Below are 17,888 nucleotides of genomic sequence, written 5' to 3' on the forward strand. Positions count from 1 at the left end.
TGCCTTCCGCACCGTGATTTCCTTTCTGCGTCAACCACGGGCTCCTTCTCCGGCGCCCTATCGTCACAACAACCTGGAGTGGAACCATGATTCGAATGACGACCAAGCCATTGCTTCTGGCTTGCCTGGTGGTTGCGCTGGGCGCCGCGTGCTCGGCCAACGGCGACCAATCCAGCAGCGCCATGCTGGGCTTCAGTCCCAGCGCCGCGACCAAGCAACAAAGCCTGGAAAAGACCTTCGACGCGCAGCTGCAGGCGACGGATCTTCGTGACTGGCTGAAGAACATGGCCTCGGCGCCGAACCAGGTGGGTGCGCCGCACGACAAGGCCAACGCCGAGTTCATGCTGCAGAAGTTCAAGGAGTTTGGCTGGGACGCGCATATCGAGACGTTCAGCGTGCTGTATCCCACGCCGAAGAAGGTGCAGGTGCAGCTGGTGGCGCCGACCAAATACGATGCCGTCCTGAACGAGGGCCCGATCCCCGGCGACCCGTCGACCGACATCACCAAGGACGTGCTGCCGCCGTACAACGTCTATGGCGGCGATGGCGACGTCACCGGCGAGCTGGTGTATGCCAACTACGGTCTGCCCGACGATTACGCCGAACTGGCCCGGCGTGGCATCGACGTCAAGGGCAAGATTGTCATCACGCGCTACGGCGGTGGCTGGCGCGGCCTTAAGCCGGAGCTGGCGCAGGAGCACGGCGCGATCGGTTGCCTGATCTATTCCGACCCGCACGAGGACGGCTATTTCCAGGGCGACGTCTATCCCGAGGGCGGCTGGCGTCCGGAGCAGGCCGTGCAGCGTGGCTCGGTGGCCAAGATGCAGATCCACCCGGGCGATCCGCTGACCCCGAATGTCGGGTCGACCGCGGACGCCAAGCGCCTGGACATCAAGGATGCGCAAACCATCCTGAAGATTCCGGTGCTGCCGATTTCCTACGGTGACGCCACCCCCTTGCTCAAGGCGCTTGGCGGCCCGGTCGCACCGGCGAGCTGGCGCGGTTCCCTGCCCATGCCCTACCACATGGGTGGCGGCCCGGCAAAGGTGCACATGGTCGTCGAGTCGGACTGGGGCCAGAAGACGATCTACGACGTGATTGCGAAGATCGAAGGCTCGACCGCGCCGGACCAGTGGATCGTGCGTGGCAACCATCGCGACGGCTGGGTGTTCGGCGCTGCCGATCCGCTCTCCAGCACGGTGGTGATGCTCGAGGAGGCCAAGGCCCTGGGTGTGTTGTACAAGCAGGGCTGGCGCCCGCAGCGCACGATCGTCTACGCCAGTTGGGACGGCGAGGAGCCGGGCCTGCTCGGCTCGACCGAGTGGGTGGAGACGCATGCGGAGGAACTGGCCAAGAAGGCCGTGCTGTACATCAACACCGACGGCACGTCGCGCGGCTTCCTCCACGCTGGCGGCAGCCATTCGCTGCAGCATCTGGTCAACCAGGTGGCGGTGGACGTCCAGGATCCCGAGACCAATGTCAGCGTCCAGCAGCGACTGCGTGCGCACCTGATGGTGGCGGGCTACGAGGGCAACTCGCCTGAAGCCAAGGCTGCGGCCAAGGTTGCGGCCGAGGGCGGCGACTTGCCCATTGGCGCGCTGGGGTCGGGTTCCGACTTCACCCCGTTCCTGCAGCATCTCGGCATTGCCGCGTTGAACGTCGGTTTTGGCGGCGAAGGCGAGGGTGGCGTGTACCACTCCAAGTACGACACGTTCGACCATTACGCACGCTTTGGTGACCCGAAGTTCGAGTACGGCGTGGCCTTGGGCAAGGTGGTTGGCCGCCTGGTGCTGCGCATGGCCGATGCGAACGTCCTGCCGATGCGCTTCAGCGACTTCAGCGCCAAGCTCGGCGAATACATGGGCGAGCTGCACAAGCTGGTCGACAGCACGCGCACTGCTACCGATGCCCAGCACAAATTGCTGGACAGCAAGGCGTTCGACCTGGCCGCCGACCCGACAGAGAAGATTGCCCCGCCGGCACGCTTGTCCGACATGTCGGCCATCGACCTGAAGCCGCTGGACGAGGCGGTGCAGAAGCTGGCGCAGAGCGTGCAGGCCTACGATGCAGCCTACAAGAAGGCCCAGGACAACGGTTACGACATCCCGAAGGCACAAGAGCAGGAGCTGAACGAGCTGATCGGCAACATGGAGAAGTCGCTGACCAGCGAGGCGGGCCTGCCGGGCCGCACCTGGTTCAAGCACATGATCTATGCGCCAGGCATGCTGACCGGCTACGGGGTGAAGACCGTACCGGGCGTGCGCGAGGCACTGGAAGCGCGGCGCTGGGATGAGGCAAACCAATACGCTGGAGTGACCGCGAAAGTCATCGATGGCTATCGCGCCCAGATCGACAAGGCCACCGCTCTGCTCACCAAGTCATAAGCGGGGTGTCCCGCTGTCGTTTTTCGTAGTCGGGTAGCTCGACCACAGTCCCGCGGCACCCTGACCCTCGTTCGAGGCGTCAGGCTGCCGCGGGCGGCTTCGCCAGGTTGCGGGCTTCGACCTTCCATGCAGCGGAGGGCCGTCAATACACGGCAGGGCCGCTCACCAGAGAGGCCTGAGCCACGTCATGTTGTGCACGTATCCACTTTTCCGCAGTCCCGCCGCCGGCCGCTTGCGCCGCCCCGGCGCCGCCTTGGCCCTGGCGCTGGCTTCTTGCGCGGCGTCGGCGACGGTCACCGTCGATGGACGCGTTGACGCCGAGGAATGGCGCGGTGCCCGGCACATCACCGATTTCCGCAAAGTACAGCCGTTCAATGGCGAACCGGCCAGGCTGCCGGTCGTCGCCTGGATCCTGTCCACGCCCGACGGCCTGGCCATTGCCTTCCGCGTCACCGAGCCCGAGGCCATGCATAGCCACCAGCGCAAGCGGCGCGATGAAAACGCGTCGATCGATCGGGTCAACGTCGTGCTCGACTTCAACGCCAACGGCCGTACCGCCTACAACTTTACTGTCACCAACAGCAACGACATCAGCGACTCGGCCATGACCGCCGGGGTGCAGTTCAACGGCGACTGGGACGGCGTCTGGGAGCATGCGGTACAGGAAGACGCCGATGGTTGGAGTGCCGAGATCCTGATTCCCTGGTACACCGCGCCCATGCCAAAGGCGCAAAACGGCATGCACACGGTCGGCCTGTACCTGGACCGGGTGTTCGGCTCCACCGGCGAGCGCGTGGCTTGGCCAGCGACTACCACGTTTGGCCATCCGCGCTTCCTGTTCGACCTCCATCCGGTCGAATTGCCAGCCTATCGCCAGTCGTTGCTGGCGGTGACCCCGCATGTGTTGGGTAGCTTCGACAACATCAGCCGCGGCAGCGCACTGAGCGGCGGCGCCGACCTGCGCTGGAAGCCCAGCGGCCAGACCCAGCTGACCGCCACGATCAACCCCGATTTCGGCCAGGTGGAGAGCGACGACCTGGTGGTCAATTTCAGCGCGCAGGAGACGTTCTTCAGCGACAAGCGGCCGTTCTTCACCGAGAACCACGGTGCCTACGACTTCACCCTGCTGCAGGAAGATTCGCAACTGATCTACACCCGCCGCGTCGGCGCGCCGGCGGACGATGGCAGCGGTGTGAGCGACATCGACGGGGCGGTCAAGCTCAACGGCGTGCTCGGCAACACGGCCTACGGCGTGCTGGCGGCGCAGGAGCGTGGCGATGCCGGTCGCACGTTTGCGGCACTGCGCCTGAACCACGATTTCGGCACCCAGGCCCTCGGCATGCTGGCCACGCGGGTCAGGCATCCGTGGCTGGACCGCGAGGCATCCGTGCTGGGGTTCGACTACCGCTGGCGGCCGAACGAGCGCGTGCTGGTGACCAGCAACGTCGTCGGCAGCGACATCGACCAGCCTGGCTTGGCCACGCAGGGCATGGGCGCGGTCGTGAACGTGTCTTATCAGGTGAACAACCTCTGGAGCCACGAATGGTACGCGATGCATTTTGACGACCGGCTCGACATCAACGATTTCGGCTACCTCCAGCGCGCCGATCTCGATTACCTGCATTGGGAAGTACGCCGCCGTTTCGTCGACCTGCCGGAGACTTCGGCCTACCTCGCGCGTGAGGTCCAGGTCCGCGGCAGCGCGGAAAACAACAGCCACGGGCTGGATTTGCGACGCAGCCTGCGGTTCACCGTGGAGGGTGACCTGCGCAACGGCGGCAAGGAAACGATCGAGCTGGTGATGTCGCCGCCGGGGCATGACGACCTCATCACCCGCGGCCATGGCGTGATGCGCACCGCGATCGATCCCTATCTGTCCTGGGAGCGCTCGCGGCCGCGGCAGGGCAACTGGGCGTGGTCAGGCGAGGCCACCCTGTCCGGCAACCAGCTCAGTGGCGTCCACGACGGCTGGGACTGGTCGCTGCAGGTGCAGCCCACGTATTTCTTCAGCGATGCGCTGAGCACGTTCGCCGAAGTGACCTACGCCGCCACGCCGGCGCTGGTGGTCTGGCAGCACGACAACCTGGTCGCAAGCTTCCGCTCGAAATCGCTGCAACTGGCGGGCGGCGTGGCCTGGAACATCGGCGACCGGCAAACCCTGCTGGTACGGCTGCAGGCGCTGGGCCTGGACGCAAACTCCCCGCGCCCGTACCGGGTCAACCCGGACATGCGTGCGGCGGCCTCGACCGACGCCGTGGATGATTTCAACATACGCAACCTGGGCCTGCAGGTGCGCTACCGCTATGAACTGGCGCCGCTGTCGGACCTGTACGTGGTCTATGGCCGCGGCGGCTACCAGCTCGCGCCGGTATCGGAATCGGCGTCCGCGCAGTTCCTGGACAGTTTCCGGCTGCGCGACAGCGAGCAACTGCTGGTCAAGCTGTCCTACCGTTTCTCTCTTTAACGTCATCCGTGGCGGTGAATCCGTGCCCGAGGCATGACCTTTGGCACATGCGACGCGGACCACGAATCACGGAACGTACTTCGTTTCGCCAACGGGGAATGATTCCTATGCACCACATTGCCGCTTCACGTCTTGCCGCCGCGCTGGCGCTGGCCATTGCCGCCGTGCCCGCCTTCGCGGGCGCCCAGCAATCGGCGCCGGCGACCGATGGCCAGCAAGGCAACCAGGGCACGACGGACCTGCCTGGCATCGACGTGCGTGCCAACGACTTTCGCACGATCCAGAAGCGCAAGATGCAGTACCAGATGCCGGAAGTCTCCAGCACTGAGATCACGGTGACCAAGAAGGCCACGGTGACGCACCTGGACCTGCAGCCGATCGTGGTCGGCAACAATCTCGAGCAGTTGCTGGTGCGCTCACCGGGCGTGCAGGTGTCGCAGCAGCCGACGCCAACGCAGTTCAACCTGAGCTATCGCGGCCTGGGCAATCCGCAGGAGTCGGAATATGTCCTGGTCATGCAGGACGGCATCCCGCTGGAATCCGACTGGATCGGCTTTCCCACCCTGTATGCGATGCCGCTGATCCAGGGCATCGCCGACGTGCAGCTGATCCGTGGTGGCGCGAGCCTGCTGTATGGCCCCGAGCCCGCGCCGGTGATCAACCTGGTGTCCAAGCGCCCGAAGCCTGGTGCGCCGTTCTCAGCCAGCACCGAACAGGTGGTGGGCAACCACGGCCTGTACTCGACGTTCAACCGGGTCGAGGGCAGCAAGGGCGCGTGGACGTTCAGCGCCAATGCGGGTTATGTGCGCAGCGACGGGACCCGGCCGAACGCGCAATCGCAGATGCGCCAGGGTGACCTGTACGTGGAGTATCGCCCGGACGACAAGCAATATTCCTGGCTCGACCTGCATGTGATCCGCGCCGACGCGGGCGATCCGGGACGCCTGAGCTTGCCGCAATGGCAGGCCAATCCGAAGGCCACGCCGGCCCCATACAACCGCAACTGGGTGGATCGCACCCAACTGGTGCTCGGCCACCAGCAGGAATTCGGCGACTGGCTGCTGATTGGCAAGCTGTGGTTCGCCTATCAGGATCTCGCCAGCCGCGGCGCGGGCGGTGCGTTGGGCGCCCCGCCGCCTGCCACCACCACGCTGGTGGACGAGCAGTTCCGTACCGGAGGCGTGGATGTCCGCGCGCGCATGAGGTGGGGTCGCGGCAATGCGTTCACCATGGGCGCCGTCGCGTTCCATGGCGACGATCCATTCCGTCAGTGGACCAGCGCCGACCTCTACGTCGACCGCCACGACCGCAGCGGCAAGCCGCGCCTGATCCAGGCGCGCTCGTCGAACTACACCTCGATCTTCGCCGAGAACGTGTTCCGCCTGCCGCACCGCATCCACATCGTGCCCTCGGTCCGCCTGGAGCATGAGCGCGTGGCAGTGGATGAAACCGTGCGTCCGCCATTCCTGACGCGGCCGCTGATCCACGAGGCCGACGCGCGCAGCCTGCCCTTGTTCGGGCTTGGCATCGGCAACGATTTCGGCACCGGCAACGAAACCTATTTCAACGTGTCGCAAGGCTGGCGGCCATTGCGCTTCTTCGACATGGCCTCGCCATTCTCCAACATGGTGCCGGGCCACGCGCCCGATCCGTCCAAGTCGCTGTCGTGGGAAGCGGGCGTGCATGGCTCGCCGGTGGCCGGGCTGTTCTACGACGCCAGCGTGTTCTGGATCGATTTCAAGAACCGCGTGGAAACCCAGCGTCTCAACGCCACGGACGTGATCCTGGTGAACTCCGGCGATACCCGCAGCCGCGGCTTCGAAGGCCAACTGGCCTACGACTTCTTTGCGCCCACGGAGTTGGCTGACCGCGACCAGCATCTGGAAACGTTCGTCAGCGTCAGCCTGCTGAACGCGCGCTTCGTGGCCAGCCTCAATCCCACCCAAATTGGCAGGATCCCGGCCTATGCGCCGCGCTACGTGGCCAAGGCAGGCGTGACGTGGCGTGTCGACAACCAGGTCAAGATCAGCCTCACCGGGGTGTCGACGGCGGCCCAGTACTGGCAGGATTCCAACCTGCCAGCCGGGGCCGGCAACACCTTCGTGCCGGCGAAGATCCCGGCGTATACGCTCTTGGACCTCTCCAGCGAATGGCAGGTCAATCGCGACCTCGCGCTGCTGGCAGGTGTCAGCAATCTTGGCGACCGGCACTACTACAGCCGGGTCTGGCAGACCGGCCTGGAACCGGCGGTCGGACGTTCGGTGTATATCGGCTTCAAGCTGGGCATGTGAGCCACGCGGGCCAGACGGATCAGGGGCTTGGCTGGGACCCCGCGAAATCCACTTTTTCCGGACCGGGCATGATGCAATACTGGCGGCTTGCGCGTGCCGACCGAGGCCAAAACGGTCGGCGCGCGCCGGCCGTTTTCCGCCGTGGCGCGGTCTTGCCCCCTGCCATGGTCCACCCGTTTCCGAGACTCATCCATGTCCGCAAATACCGTGCTCGACCAGATCCAGGAACACGACATCGAATTCGTCGACTTGCGCTTCGTCGACATGGTCGGTGTGCAGCATCACCTGACGTTTCCGGCGCATGCGATCGACGAGGCCACGTTCGAGGACGGCAAGATGTTCGACGGCTCGTCGATCCCGGGCTGGAAGGGCATCAACGAATCGGACATGGTGTTGCTGCCCGACCCGGATACCGCACAACTGGATCCGTTTGGCGCGCACCGCCAGTTGGTCATGCATTGCGATGTGTTGGAACCCTCGACCATGCAGGCCTATGGCCGCGACCCCCGCTCGATCGCCAAACGCGGCGAGGCTTACCTGAAATCCACCGGCATTGCCGATACCGCGTACTTCGGGCCCGAACCCGAGTTCTTCATCTTCGATTCGGTGCGCTGGCAAAACGACATGGGCCGCGTGTTCTACGAGATCGGCTCGACCGAAGCGGCGTGGAGTTCACGTTACAAGTACGACAGCAACAACACCGGCCATCGGCCGCGGGTCAAGGGCGGTTACCTGCCGTTGCGTCCCTGCGATTCGCTGAGCGACCTGCGCGCAGACATGTGCAAGGTGCTGGAATCGCTCGGTCAGGTGGTGGAAGTGCACCACCACGAGGTGGCGAACGCCGGGCAGTGCGAAATCGGGGTCAAGTTCAATACCCTGGTGCGCAAGGCCGACGAGCTGATGATGATGAAATACGTCATCCGCAATGTCGCCCACGAGAACGGCAAGACGGCATCCTTCATGGCCAAGCCGGTGATTGGCGACAACGGCAGCGGCATGCACGTGCACCAGTCCCTGGCCAAGAACGGCGAAAACCTGTTTGCCGGCGACCTGTACGGTGGGCTCAGCCAATTGGCGCTGTGGTACATCGGCGGCATCTTCAAGCATGCCCACGCGATCAACGCTTTTGCGAACTCCACCACCAACAGCTACAAGCGCCTGGTGCCGGGCTTCGAGGCGCCGGTCATGCTGGCGTATTCGGCACGCAACCGCTCGGCGAGCTGTCGCATTCCCTATGTGGCCAGCCCCAAGGGACGGCGCATCGAGGTGCGCTTCCCCGACCCGATGAATTCGGGCTACCTCACGTTCACCGCGCTGCTGATGGCTGGCCTCGACGGCATCCTCAACAAGATCGATCCAGGTCCGCCGGCGGACAAGGACCTGTACGACCTGCCGCCGGAGGAAGAGCGCAACATCCCGCAGGTATGTTCCGGCCTTGACGGCGCGCTGGCGGCGCTGGACAAGGATCGCGACTTCCTCAAGGCCGGGGGCGTGTACACGGACGACTTCATCGACGCCTATATCGCGCTGAAGATGAAGGAGGTCACCCGCTATCGCGCGAGCACGCACCCGGTTGAATTCGACATGTACTACTCGCTGTAGCCGGAGCGGCTGGCCGCCGACACGGCCAGCCAGGTCTCGAGTTCGGCCAGCACGCGTGAGCGCCACGGCTCGGCCTCGTTGAACACCTCGTGGTACAGCTCGGGGAACATGCGCGCGGTCAATTGGCCCCCTGGTTCGGCGCGGGCGGTGAATTCCCGGCTGCCCGTGGGATCGACCACCATGTCGTTCCCGGCCGCCAGCAGCAAGGTGGATGTCGCGAGGCGGGGCGCGTCGGCAATGCAGGCCGCGCCGGTGCGAAAAATGAAGTTGGCGAGGCGTGGCGTGATCCAGCGCGTGCGCAGCGGGTCGCTGCGATAGGCCGCAACCACCTGGGCATCATGCGACACCAGCGCCTTTGGATGATGGTTGCGCAGCGGCAGGCGCGGCAGCACCCGGTCCAACACGCGCGCCGAACGCAGCACCCAGGCGGGTTCCCGGCTGCGCAGCGCCGGGGATGACAGCACCAGGCCTGGCGGCGCCAGGCACCGGTCCAGCACGGCGCGCAGCGCCACCACCCCGCCCATGCTGTGGCCGAGCAGCAGCGGCGGGGTGCGTATCTGCTGGGTAAAGGTGGCGTAGACCCGGCCAAGGTCCGCCACCAGGTCGTCGGCACGGCGGATGGCGCCGCGCTGGCCGGTCGTGCGGCCGTGGCCGCGCTGGTCGTAGCTGCGCACCGCAAAGCCGCGTTGGCGAAACCAGCGCGCGAGCCGCGCATAGCGCCCGCTGTGCTCGCCCAGTCCGTGCACGATCAGGACACCGCGTTGGGCTTGCGCCAGCGGCCAGTCGCGCACGAACAAGCGCTGGCCGTCGGGCATGATCTGCCAGTTCGCGGCGCTGGCGACGAGAGGCGGGCTTCCATCCAGCATCCTCGTACCGTAGCCAGCCATGGCGGCAATGGAAAGCGCCGAAAGTCCCGAGCTGCTGCCGGCGCGCGCCCGTGCCCGACCACCGATGGGCTCAGCCGGCGGCAAGCAGCGCAATGGCCGGCGCGACCAAAGCCACTCCCGCGAGGTTCAACGCCGACAGGCGCTCGCGGAAGAGCAGCAGGCCGACCACCGCGCTGAGCGCCACCACGCCGATATTCATGCTGGTGAAGACCAGTGCCGGATGCTGCGGCAAGGCCTGGTGGCCGCGCAGATAGAACAGGATGTTGCCGAAGTTCAGCAGGCCCAGCAGCAACCCGCCGGCGGCGCTGCGCCAGGTAAAGCGCATGCTGCCACGGACCGCCCGCCAGCCTTGCATGGCGAACGCCACCAGCATGGCCAGGATGAACATGCCGAGCAGGGAAGCGCCAAGGGGGACACCGGCGGCAGCCACGCGCTTGAGCAGGATGTCAATCGTGCCGAACCCGGCAAACACCAGCAGCGGATAGAACCATGATGCCGCGCCGGCACCAGGCGCCGTCACGCCCGCGCGCCATACCATGCACAGCAGGGCAGCCAGGCCCGTGGCCATGCCTGCCGCCTTGGCGGGCGTGAGTTCTTCGCCGAACAGCAGGAATGCGGCCAGCAGTGACAGCACCAGGGACAAGCGCTGCGCCGCGTCGCTGCGCACGATACCGGCATGGCGCACCGCCGCGGCGAGGCCCAGGAAGATCGTCGGTAGCAGCATGCCGAGCGCCAGCAAGGCCAGCCAGGGCACGCCAGGTGCCTGCAGGCTGGCGAGTGGCGGCCGCAGCAGGGCGGCGGCAAGCGCGCCGGCAACCACGTAGTTCCAGGCAATGGCCTGCCCGACGTCGATGCGCCACGCACGGGTCAGTTTGAGCAGCACCGACACCAGCACGCTGCAGATCACGCTCAACAGGACGAAGCTCATCGCAATCCATGTCCGGGGGCAGCGGCTATTGTCCGGCATGACGTCAGGAAATCACCCATGGCGTCGGCGTGGGTGTTGGCCCGGCATGCTTCAAGCACTCGAGCGCGCCAGCAAGTAGCGGCCAGGCGATTGGCCGAAGTGGCGGCGGAACATGGCCACGAAGGCGCTGGCGCTGGCATAGCCCATGGCACCGGCGACCTCGGCGACGGCGTCGCCGCCGGCCAGGCGCTCCAAGGCGCGTACCAGCCGGGCCTGTTGCCGCCATTGCGCGAAACTGCAGCCGGTTTCGCTGCGGAACAGCCGGCTGAGGCTGCGCGCGGACAGCCCGGCCCAACCGGCCCAGGCCTCGAGCTTGCGCGTGTCGTGCGGTTCGGCCAGCAGCGCGCGGGCAATGCGCAGGAGCCGGCGGTCCTCGGGCATCGGCAGGTGCAGCGGATCGCTGGGGATGCGCGCACGGCGCATCTCGTCCAGCAGCACGTCCATGATGCGCTGCTGCTCGTCGTCCAGCTCGTCCGCGTCGGCCCAGCCGGCGGCGCGGTGCACCAGGGCGCGCATCAACTCGTTCGCGCCGAGTACGCTCGGTGTCGCCGGCATGCTGGCCGCTGCCCCGGGTGCGACGAACACGCCCCAGCCCCGGGTCGGCTCGACCACGGTGACGGTGTGCTCCTCGCCCGGCGGCATCCAGCCGACATGATGGGCGGTCAGCGCCCACATGCCGGCGCGCGTCCGCACGCACACCAGGCCCGTTTCCACGTACATGAACTGGCCACGCACATGGCGATGCCAGATCGATTCCGCTTCCGGGGCCATCCCGTCGATGACAAACGCGATCAGGCCCGGCCCGTGCGCGCGCTCGATGCGCTGGAATGTTGCGGCAGCGTCCATTGGCGAGTTCGCGACAGAATTTGACTGGCCCACGTTATCAGAACGCGTGACGCCAAGCTTAGACTGCGTGTCCTTGTTGTCGAATCCATCCGCGTCCGAACGTCGCTCGTCCGCCTCCCCCAAAGACCGGAGCTGCCATGAATGTCTGCCTGCTGTCATCGCGATCCACCGCCCCGTCCAAGGACGAGGCATGCACCACCTTCGTCGCCGCGGCGCAACTGATGCTCGATCCGGCCACCCCGGAACCACGGCGCATGCAGGTCGAGCCGCAGCTCCTGGCCCAACTGCCGGTGTTGCGCGCGCTGGGGGTATTCGACCTGTTCGTCCTGCGCGATCCGGCGTTGCGCATGTTGGTCGACGACGAGCTTGCCGCCCTGCAAGGCGATCGCAGCGCGGCCTGACGCCCAGGCCGCCTTCCACACCTATGAAAGGCTGATCTATCGGCGTCATCCCCACGGGGCGCTCCCCCGGCGTCATTCCCGCGAAAGCGCACTACTGTCCGGAACGTTTTCGGAACCGCCTTGGCCTCGTCCACGGCATCGCGCCAGGACGCCGAAACCCTACCTGGCGTCATTCCCGCGAAAGCGGGAATCCAGTGCTTTCGGCCCTTACTGGTCGCCTGAAAGCACTGGATCCCCGCTTTCGCGGGGATGACGATGGAGGTTCGAGGTCCAGGGCGAGACAAGAGATGTGAGCCACCATTTTTGAGTCCAGGTTGCACGCGACAGCCATTTGGCTATGTGGCGCAATGTTTCGGTCTCGAGATACGAATTTATTCCGGACAGCAGTGCGCTTTCGCGGGAATGACGCCAGGTAGGGTTTCGGCGTCCTGGCACGATACCGTAGATGAAGCAAAGGCGGTTCCGAAAACGTTCCGGACAGCAGTGCGCGAAAGCGGGAATTCAGTGCTTTGGCCTTTGCAGACACTTAAAAGCGCTGGATCCCCGCTTTCGCGGGGATGACGATGGAGGTTCGAGGTTCTGGGTAAGACAACGGGGTGACCACCTTTTTTGAGTCCAGGTTGCGCGTGACAGCCGTCCAGCCTTGCGTCGCCACGTCTTCGGTGTCGCGGCACGAATTTATTCCGGACAGCAGTGCGCTTTCGCGGGAATGACGCCGGAGGGGTACTTCGCGGGGATGACCATCGAGAGCATATTGTTCAGACATTCCCTCATCGGCCGTGGCCCGGTGTGCCCAGGACGTGGCCATTGATCTCGATGCCGTACAAGGACATCGGGGTGTCGTGAAAGCGCTTGCGCGTCTCGCTGACGTTACCGGTGTAGCGCGGGTCCTGCGGGCGTTCGTGGGCATCCATGAACATGGCCACGTCCCAGGCTTCCTGGGCGCTCAGTGTTCCGCCGCGACTGAACGGCATGTTCGCCTGGATGAAGGCGGCGGCATTGTCGAGCTGGTGCATGCCGGCCCCCCAGTTGAAGGATTGCGGCCCCCACAGGGGTGGAAACACGTTGCGCCCGGCGACCTGCTGGCCCTGGCCGTCCGCGCCGTGGCATAGCGCGCAACTCCTGGTGTAGACGGCGGCGCCGCGCGCGTAGTCCGGCGGCAGCGGCGGCTTTTCGCCTTTGGGATAGCCCGCGCCTGGCAGCTTCACCCCAACGGGCGCACCCTGCGCCATCCACCATGCGTAGGTTTCCAGCGCCACGATTTCGGGGCTGCCCAGCGGCGGGGCCTTGCCGTTCATGCTGTACTCGAAGCAGCCCTGCAGGCGTTCGGCAAACGAGTTCACACGGTCGTTCTTCTTGCGGTATTGCGGATACATGCCCCAGGCACCCCAGAGCGGCGCCGAGTCGGCCCGGCGGCCCGCATCGAGGTGACAGTTGCTGCAGCTCAGGCCGTTGCCGACATAGGCCTTGGCGTGGCCGGGCGTGTCGGTGAAGATGGCGCGGCCGGCGCGGATCACCTCGCCGAACGGTCCGGCGGGGATGGAGGCTTCGGCGGGCGGAGTGAAACGCGCCGGCGCCGACGCGGCTGTAGCCGTGTTCGCCGTCGCTGCCTCCGTTGCCGCTGCGGGTGGCGCGGATGGGCTTGCCGTCGGCTGCGGCGTGCAGGCAGACAATGCGCCCAGGCCGAGCAGCGCGCCGGCAATCGCCATCGCCTTGTTCATGGTTGTATTCCTGGCGCCGGCAGCGGCTGCGCGGCAAACCATGCCGACACCGCCTCGATATCCTGCGCGGTCAGCGCGGCGGAGAGATGTTGCATCAGTTGCAGCGGATCATTGTGCCGCGTGCCCTGTTGCCAGGCCCGCAGCTGGGCGGCGAGATAGCTTGCCGGCTGGCCTGCCAGCGGCGGAAAGTGCGTGCCCACGCCGACGCCGGCAGGACCGTGGCATTGCACGCAGCCGGGGACCTCCCGATCCCAGTCGCCGCGCGTGGCCAGCCGGGCACCTAGGCTCTCGGCCGCTGGCATGGGGGTGGCCGGGTTGGCGAGGGCCGGCGGCAACGGCAGTTGGCTGTAATACGTGGCCAGCGCCTGGCGCTCGTCCGCGCTGAGCGCACTGGCCGTCGGCAGCATCACCGCGCTGCCGCGCGTGCCGTTGGCAAAATCGCCGAGTTGCTTTTCCAGGTAGGCGGCGTCAAGGCCCGCCAGTCGCGGATAGCCGGCTTGCGCCTGGCCGGCACCGTCGACGCCGTGGCAGGCGATGCACGGCGCGGCACCTCGACCGTTGCCCTGGCGTGCGATGGCCGCCGCGTCCGTGGCCTGCGCCTGCCAGGCCGCGATCGGCAAGGCGATCAAGATCAGCGCAAGCAGGTGGCGGCGTCTGGCGGGCGTCATTGTTGCGCAGCCTGGAAACCGTACTTGCGATAGACCGCCTGCGCTGCCGGACTGGCCATGAAGGCCATGAAATCCTTCGCCGCCTGTTCATGCGGGGCGCGTTTCATGCGAGCTGCCGTGTAGGTGGCGATGGCGTTTTGTGCCGCCGGAATCGCCACGGTTTCAACCGGGTGATGCAGGATCTGCTGCTGGAAATAAGCCTCGGTCGACCATACGGGCGCCGCGTCCGACTCACCCTGCAGCACGCGCAGCGGCGACTGCCGATGGTGGATGCGGGTGAGGAACGTGCTGCCGTCGCGTACCTTCGTCTGCATGATCGTGTGGTCCAACGCGTCGCCGCCAGCCTTGCGATAGCTGGCCTCGATCTGTCGGGCGATGCCTTCCCATGCCGGATTCGGCATGCTGACCCGGACATCGGCGCGGCCCAGGTCCTCCAGGCCCTTGATGTGTTTCGGGTTGTCCTGGGCGACCAAGATGGCCAGTGGGTTGCGTGCATAGTCCAGGGTTTCGGCAAACCAGCCATGCTGCTTCTGGGCGGCCGCAATCCCGCCCTTGCCTGTCGTATAGATGTCCGGCGCCAAGGCAATGCGCAGGTTACCCATGACCAGCGACCCGGTTTCGATCTGCCTGGCCAGGATGCCCGGCGGCAGGGTTTCGACGAAAACGCGCGAATACCGGGGGTAGGCCAGCTTGAACGCCGCCACCAGATCATGCACCACCATGAACTGGTTGCCAGCGAAGAACACCACCAGTTGCGGATCGACGATGTCGCCATGCAGATCGGCGATGGCGTCAAACGGTGGCACGCTGAACTGTTCACCGGCAGGCGGTGGGTTCCACGGCGGCAGGAACTTCCCACTGGCCGCGTCCTGCGTGGCGGCGCTGGCGCCCAGGGCAAGGGCGCAGCTTGCGCTGGCCAGCCACAACCGTGGAAACAAATGGCGCATGCGTGCTTTCTCCTGCCGGTAGGCCTATTGCGGTACCAGCGCGTAGCCCTGCTGTTCCAGGTCGATGATCGTGGTCAACCCGGACAGCGCCACGGTGACGCGCGGATCGATCCAGGTGTACTGGAACTGGTGCTCGGCCACCGCCTGCGCACACACCGCCACGTCGATGCCAGCCTTGCGCAACTGGTCGATCACTGCCAGGTTCGGATTGGCCACGCCGTATTTCTCGCGGTATTGCGCGTCGTTCAGCGCGATCGGCGTGGCCGGGCCGAAGGCAATGGCCACGAACTTCAGCTGTGACAGCGGCACGCCGGCGTTGACGTAGAGGTTCACCGCGCGTGCGACGTGTTCCAGCGATGGGCTCACGTCGCTGGGTTTGGCGCCGAAATGGGCGAGGCTGAACACCACCTTGTAGGTGGCATGCGGATCGGGCTGGTAGGCAGCTTGCGGCATCGGATGGATCCGGCCGGCACCGTGGATGGTCGGCGTTTGCCAGAAGCTGGTGTCCGTGTCGGCGGCGAACGCCGTGAACGCGGGCAGGCACAGGGCCAGGGCGACGATGATGACATGGCGCAACATGGTGGTCTCCCTTGTTGGTGGCGGTGCCGCATGACCCTCGCGCATCCTACGCCTGCGCCGGCTACATACCAATGGACGCCAGGCGCGGGTCCCCCCGACACCGCCGCTGCCGCGGTGTGCCCGGCAGGCCGAGGTCCACGTGCACCGCTACATATAGTTGCCTTGACAATTAAAGCAACGGCAATAAAATAGCCCGCCATGCCCGCCACGCCACAATCCCAGACCACGCCCCACGAGAACCTCGGCATCCTGCTTGGCTTGGTGCGTAGCGAGATCCTCCGCGCCATGGAAGCCGAGCTTGCGGTACGTGGCTCGGAGCTGCGCTTCACCCAGTACCTCATCGTCAAGCGGCTGGCCACCCTGGGTCCGATGACGGCAGGCGAACTGGCCCGCGCGGTGGATCTCGACAGCGGGGCCATGACCCGCCAGCTCGACCACCTGGAGCGCAAGGGCTATCTGCGCCGATGTCCGCATGAGCAGGACCGACGCGCCTTGCGCATCGAGCTGACCGATGGCGGCAAGGAACTTTGGCAGCAATCACGACGTTGCGGCCAGCGCGTCATGCGCACCGCCGAGGCACCGCTGGCACCGGCGGAGCGCACCCAGCTGCGCGAGCTCCTGGAGCGCGTCTTGAATGCGTTGCGGGATAAATCCTGACGTTTGCCCCAGGCCGAACCATGCGTGTGCCATACATAGCGGCAATGGCCGCCCTGACCGCGATCCTGGCCGGTTGCGCCGACCGCGGGGGCGTGCGCCCACAGCAGGTCTTGACCGAGGCGTCGTCGCTGCATGCCGCCCAGAGCCTGGCCGGCGTGCCGCAGGCCAGCGACGCCTGGCCGGCGACCGACTGGTGGACGAAGTTGGGCGATGTGCAGCTGGACGCCTTGATTGCCGAGGCGCTGCAGCACAATCCCGGGTTGGCAGTGGCGGATGCCCGCTCGCGGGCCGCACAGGCCCAGGTTGGCCTGGCCGACGCGGTGCGCAAACCAAGCGTGAACGCCGGTGCCAGCGTGTCCGGTGCACGTATCCCGGCGACCGTGCTGCCGATGGGCGGCCATTTTGGCGTCGCCAAGTATGCGTATGCGAGCTTCAAGTGGGGGCTGGACCTGTGGGGCGGCAAGCGTGCCGCCTGGCAAGCGGCCGTGGGCGAGTCCCGCGCCGCCGCCGTGGCCGCGCATGCGGCGCGCATCGAGTTGTCGGCCAATGTCGCGCGCGCCTATGCCCGGCTCGGGGCCGCCTTCACCCAGCAGGACCTGGCCGCGGCCGAAATCAAGCGCGCCGACCAGGCGCTGCAACTGACCCGTCAGCGCGTCGCCGCCGGCATCGACAACCGTATCCAGCTGCAGCAGGGCGCCGCTGAAGTCGCCACGGCACAGCAGGAGCAGGCCGCCGCCGCGCAGATGGTCGTGGCCAGCCGCTCGGCCTTGTCCGCATTGCTCGGCGCGGGTCCCGATCGGGGCTTGCGCATAGCCCGTCCGCACAGCCTGGCGCTGGCCCGCTTGACGGTGCCGCCGAATCTCCCGCTTGGCCTGCTGGGGCATCGTGCCGACCTGGTCGCGGCACGCTGGCGGGTGGAAGCTTCGCGCAAGGACATCCAGGCCGCGAAGACCGAATTCCTGCCGAACATCTCGCTGGGTGCGCTGGCCGGCGTGATTGCCCTGGGGGGTGGCAGCCCGCTGAAACTGCCGGCACGCTTCTACCAGCTTGGCCCGTCGTTGAGCCTGCCGGTGTTTGACGGCGGCCGGCTGCGCGCGAACCTCTCGGGCAAGGATGCCGCGTTCGACCTCGCCGTCACGCAGTACAACCAGAAGCTGGTCGATGCGGTCAACGAAGTTGCCGAAGACTATGCGGCACTGCAGTCGCTCGACGCGCAAATCGCGGCGCAGCAGCGCGCACGCGATGCCGCGCAAGCCGCCTGGGACCTGGCCGAGCAGCGTTACGAGGCTGGGGTCGGCAACTTCCTGGAGGCGCTCACCGTACGCCAGCAACTGCTGCGCGCGGAGCAGGGCATGGCCACCCTGGAGGCGCACAAGGTCGACCTGTCGCTGCAATTGGTCCAGGCCCTGGGCGGCGGCTTCCAGCCATCCGCGCAGTCAGCTGCCGCCACCCCATCCGCACATTCCTGAGTCAG

14 protein-coding genes are annotated in these 17,888 nt (G+C 66.3%); 7 read left to right on the plus strand and 7 right to left on the minus strand.

Annotation, left to right across the window (positions count from 1 at the left end):
* The first annotated feature begins 86 nt into the window (after positions 1 to 86).
* The 4 genes from AC3WJB_RS03690 to glnA all read left to right on the plus strand — a co-directional run bounded on the left by AC3WJB_RS03690 (position 87) and on the right by glnA (position 8,741).
* A complete protein-coding gene (locus AC3WJB_RS03690) occupies positions 87 to 2,384 on the plus strand; it encodes a M28 family metallopeptidase (RefSeq protein ID WP_492678828.1) in 2,298 nt (765 codons plus the stop codon).
* Between the two features lie 187 nt (positions 2,385 to 2,571).
* Positions 2,572 to 4,848, plus strand: coding sequence for a DUF5916 domain-containing protein (locus AC3WJB_RS03695; protein WP_492678830.1), 2,277 nt, complete (start codon positions 2,572 to 2,574; stop codon positions 4,846 to 4,848).
* 107 nt (positions 4,849 to 4,955) lie between these two features.
* The gene (locus AC3WJB_RS03700) at positions 4,956 to 7,139 is read left to right on the plus strand and encodes a TonB-dependent receptor family protein (protein WP_492678832.1); all 2,184 of its coding nucleotides are present in this window, start codon (positions 4,956 to 4,958) and stop codon (positions 7,137 to 7,139) included.
* 192 nt (positions 7,140 to 7,331) lie between these two features.
* Entirely contained in the window at positions 7,332 to 8,741 is a 1,410-nt protein-coding gene (glnA, locus tag AC3WJB_RS03705; RefSeq protein WP_492678834.1) for a type I glutamate--ammonia ligase, read from the plus strand.
* Here glnA and AC3WJB_RS03710 read toward each other — a convergent pair.
* From AC3WJB_RS03710 to AC3WJB_RS03720, 3 genes are all read right to left on the minus strand, one after another.
* Positions 8,729 to 9,607 carry an alpha/beta hydrolase gene (locus AC3WJB_RS03710; RefSeq protein ID WP_492678836.1) on the minus strand — a complete coding sequence of 293 codons (879 nt, stop codon included), beginning with the start codon at positions 9,605 to 9,607 and terminating at the stop codon, positions 8,729 to 8,731. The genes glnA and AC3WJB_RS03710 overlap by 13 nt on opposite strands.
* A 91-nt stretch (positions 9,608 to 9,698) precedes the next feature.
* Positions 9,699 to 10,556, minus strand: coding sequence for an EamA family transporter (locus AC3WJB_RS03715; RefSeq protein ID WP_492678838.1), 858 nt, complete (start codon positions 10,554 to 10,556; stop codon positions 9,699 to 9,701).
* Positions 10,557 to 10,646: 90 nt separating this feature from the next.
* Positions 10,647 to 11,441, minus strand: a complete 795-nt coding sequence (locus AC3WJB_RS03720) for a helix-turn-helix domain-containing protein (protein ID WP_492678840.1) — start codon at positions 11,439 to 11,441, stop codon at positions 10,647 to 10,649.
* Positions 11,442 to 11,578: 137 nt separating this feature from the next.
* Here AC3WJB_RS03720 and AC3WJB_RS03725 point away from each other — a divergent pair, with 137 nt between their 5' ends.
* Positions 11,579 to 11,842 carry a hypothetical protein gene (locus AC3WJB_RS03725; protein WP_492678842.1) on the plus strand — a complete coding sequence of 88 codons (264 nt, stop codon included), beginning with the start codon at positions 11,579 to 11,581 and terminating at the stop codon, positions 11,840 to 11,842.
* 770 nt (positions 11,843 to 12,612) lie between these two features.
* On the opposite strand, the gene AC3WJB_RS03730 is transcribed toward AC3WJB_RS03725, so the two are convergent.
* Genes AC3WJB_RS03730 through AC3WJB_RS03745 form a run of 4 tightly spaced genes read right to left on the minus strand, consistent with a single transcriptional unit; the run spans position 12,613 to position 15,757 of the window.
* On the minus strand, positions 12,613 to 13,563 hold the full coding sequence (locus tag AC3WJB_RS03730; protein ID WP_492678844.1) for a c-type cytochrome: 951 nt from the start codon (positions 13,561 to 13,563) through the stop codon (positions 12,613 to 12,615).
* The gene (locus AC3WJB_RS03735) at positions 13,560 to 14,231 is read right to left on the minus strand and encodes a c-type cytochrome (protein ID WP_492678846.1); all 672 of its coding nucleotides are present in this window, start codon (positions 14,229 to 14,231) and stop codon (positions 13,560 to 13,562) included. The genes AC3WJB_RS03730 and AC3WJB_RS03735 overlap by 4 nt, the downstream gene beginning before the upstream one ends.
* Entirely contained in the window at positions 14,228 to 15,178 is a 951-nt protein-coding gene (locus AC3WJB_RS03740; protein WP_492678848.1) for a substrate-binding domain-containing protein, read from the minus strand. The genes AC3WJB_RS03735 and AC3WJB_RS03740 overlap by 4 nt, the downstream gene beginning before the upstream one ends.
* A 24-nt stretch (positions 15,179 to 15,202) precedes the next feature.
* Positions 15,203 to 15,757: a DsrE family protein gene (locus tag AC3WJB_RS03745; RefSeq protein WP_492678850.1), complete on the minus strand. Its 555-nt coding sequence runs from the start codon at positions 15,755 to 15,757 to the stop codon at positions 15,203 to 15,205.
* Positions 15,758 to 15,955: 198 nt separating this feature from the next.
* Between AC3WJB_RS03745 and AC3WJB_RS03750 the strand changes: the two genes are divergently transcribed.
* Both AC3WJB_RS03750 and AC3WJB_RS03755 read left to right on the plus strand, forming a co-directional pair.
* Positions 15,956 to 16,414 (plus strand): MarR family winged helix-turn-helix transcriptional regulator, encoded by a 459-nt coding sequence (locus AC3WJB_RS03750; RefSeq protein WP_492678852.1) that lies wholly within the window; start codon positions 15,956 to 15,958, stop codon positions 16,412 to 16,414.
* Positions 16,415 to 16,434: 20 nt separating this feature from the next.
* Positions 16,435 to 17,883, plus strand: a complete 1,449-nt coding sequence (locus tag AC3WJB_RS03755; protein WP_492678854.1) for an efflux transporter outer membrane subunit — start codon at positions 16,435 to 16,437, stop codon at positions 17,881 to 17,883.
* Positions 17,884 to 17,888: the final 5 nt, after the last annotated feature.

The organism is Rhodanobacter sp. FW510-R10 (assembly GCF_058781105.1).